At 50.8% G+C, this 2,500-nt stretch carries 1 tRNA gene and 2 rRNA genes (1 of these 3 cut by a window edge); all 3 read right to left on the reverse strand.

Annotation, left to right across the window (positions count from 1 at the left end):
- Positions 1-77: transfer RNA gene (locus ABDZ76_RS17315), tRNA-Met, on the reverse strand.
- 296 nt (positions 78-373) lie between these two features.
- Positions 374-488 (reverse strand): 5S ribosomal RNA (gene rrf / locus ABDZ76_RS17320).
- Between the two features lie 214 nt (positions 489-702).
- Positions 703-2,500: ribosomal RNA gene (locus ABDZ76_RS17325) — 23S ribosomal RNA — on the reverse strand (it continues 1,017 nt past the right edge of the window).

The following is a 2,500-nucleotide window of genomic DNA, read 5'->3' on the forward strand; positions in this document are numbered from 1 at the left end:
TGGTTGCGGGGGCAGGATTTGAACCTGCGGCCTTCAGGTTATGAGCCTGACGAGCTACCGGGCTGCTCCACCCCGCGCTAAACTTTTGAGCTTTGGGCATTCAGCCCGTTTTTTGTTTTGTTCATCCTCGCCGGCTTTGCCGTCTGCGGTTGAACAGGGGCTGCTCCAGCCCTTAGATCAAACTTTTGCGTGTTTCACGCTTACTGCTTAATTTAGATGCTGTTATTTTTGTTCTGAGCACAGCATTTTGATTAAGGCATTGAGCCAGTTTGGAATTGATTAATCTGGCTGTTATTTTTTTTGAACGCTTTGAGCGTTTTTAAATTGAATGTTCTGTTTAGAGAAGATGATTATCATTTTATGCGATTAGCAGACCTGGCAGCGACCTACTCTCCCGTGCCTTAAGACAAAGTACCATCGGCGCTGGAGCGTTTCACGGCCGAGTTCGGAATGGGATCGGGTGCAGCCGCTCCGCAATAACCACCAGGTCAGCAAAGCGCATAAAATGGGTTGAGAAGCTGTTTTTCTTTCGTGCAGATAATTCAGTGCATTTATAGAGCACTTATAAACAATTAGCACACGACTGTGTGCCGCCGATATTTCGGCGCCCTCCCGGAGCCATTCACGAAGTGAATAAGGCGTGAGGGATAAAGAAACATCAAAGTTATCTTCGATAACGTTTGATGGATATTGATAATGAGAATGATCAAGTCGATCGAGCTATTAGTACCGGTAAGCTACATGCGTTGCCGCACTTCCACACCCGGCCTATCAACGTGGTAGTCTTCCACGGCTCTGATAGGGAATACTCGTTTTAAGGTTAGTTTCCCGCTTAGATGCCTTCAGCGGTTATCTAGTCCGTATATAGCTACTCTGCTATGCCGCTGGCGCGACAACAGATCCACCAGAGATACGTCCATCCCGGTCCTCTCGTACTAGGGACAGATCCTTTCAATATTCCTACACCCACGGCAGATAGGGACCGAACTGTCTCACGACGTTCTGAACCCAACTCACGTACCGCTTTAAATGGCGAACAGCCATACCCTTGGGACCTGCTCCAGCCCCAGGATGCGATGAGTCGACATCGAGGTGCCAAACAACCCCGTCGATATGGACTCTTGGGGGTCATCAGCCTGTTATCCCCGGCGTACCTTTTATCCGTTGAGCGATGGCCCTTCCACTCGGGACCACCGGATCACTATGACCGACTTTCGTCTCTGCTCGACTTGTCAGTCTCGCAGTCAGGCAGGCTTATGCCATTGCACTCAGCGAACGATTTCCGACCGTTCTGAGCCTACCATCGCGCGCCTCCGTTACTCTTTAGGAGGCGACCGCCCCAGTCAAACTACCCACCATACACGGTCCTGGACCCGGATAACGGGCCGCAGTTAGACATCCATAAGATTAAGGGTGGTATTTCAAGGATGACTCCACAAGAACTGGCGTCCCTGCTTCAAAGTCTACCACCTATCCTACACATAACGTCACGAATGCCAGTGTAAAGCTATAGTAAAGGTGCACGGGGTCTTTCCGTCTAACCGCAGGAACCCCGCATCTTCACGGGGAATTCAATTTCACTGAGTCTGCGTTGGAGACAGCGGGGAAGTCGTTACGCCATTCGTGCAGGTCGGAACTTACCCGACAAGGAATTTCGCTACCTTAGGACCGTTATAGTTACGGCCGCCGTTTACCGGGGCTTCAATTCAAGGCTTGCACCTCTCCTCTTAACCTTCCGGCACCGGGCAGGCGTCAGACTCTATACGTCGTCTTGCGACTTCGCAGAGCCCTGTGTTTTTGGTAAACAGTCGCTACCCCCTGGTCTGTGCCACCCTCATCTGCTTGCGCAAAAAAGGGTCACGCTTCTTCCGAAGTTACGCGTGCATTTTGCCGAGTTCCTTCAACGCAGTTCTCTCAAGCGCCTTGGTATTCTCTACCAGTCCACCAGTGTCGGTTTAGGGTACGGTCTATATGCAGGAGCTATTTCCTGGAACCGCTTCACTGCCAGATCAATCCAATAAGACCTGACAATACACACGATCCGTCACTACCTGCAGGCCCACGAATATTAACGTGGTTCCCATCGACTACGCATTTCTGCCTCGCCTTAGGGGCCGGCTAACCCTGCTCAGATTAACTTTAAGCAGGAACCCTTGGACTTTCGGCGAGAGTGTCTCTCACACTCTTTATCGTTACTCATGTCAGCATTCTCACTTCTGATATCTCCAGGAGCCCTCACGGGTCTCCCTTCACAGACTTACAGAACGCTCCGCTACCACGCACATTAAGTGCATCCACAGCTTCGGTGTATGGCTTGAGCCCCGGTACATTTTCGGCGCAAAGACCCTTATTTAGACCAGTGAGCTGTTACGCTTTCTTTAAATGATGGCTGCTTCTAAGCCAACATCCTGGTTGTTTTGGGATCCTCACATCCTTTCCCACTTAGCCATAACTTAGGGACCTTAGATGGTGGTCAGGGTTGTTGCCCTCTCCACGACGG

It is taken from the genome of Paenochrobactrum glaciei, from assembly GCF_039522165.1.
Lineage (GTDB): Bacteria > Pseudomonadota > Alphaproteobacteria > Rhizobiales > Rhizobiaceae > Paenochrobactrum > Paenochrobactrum glaciei.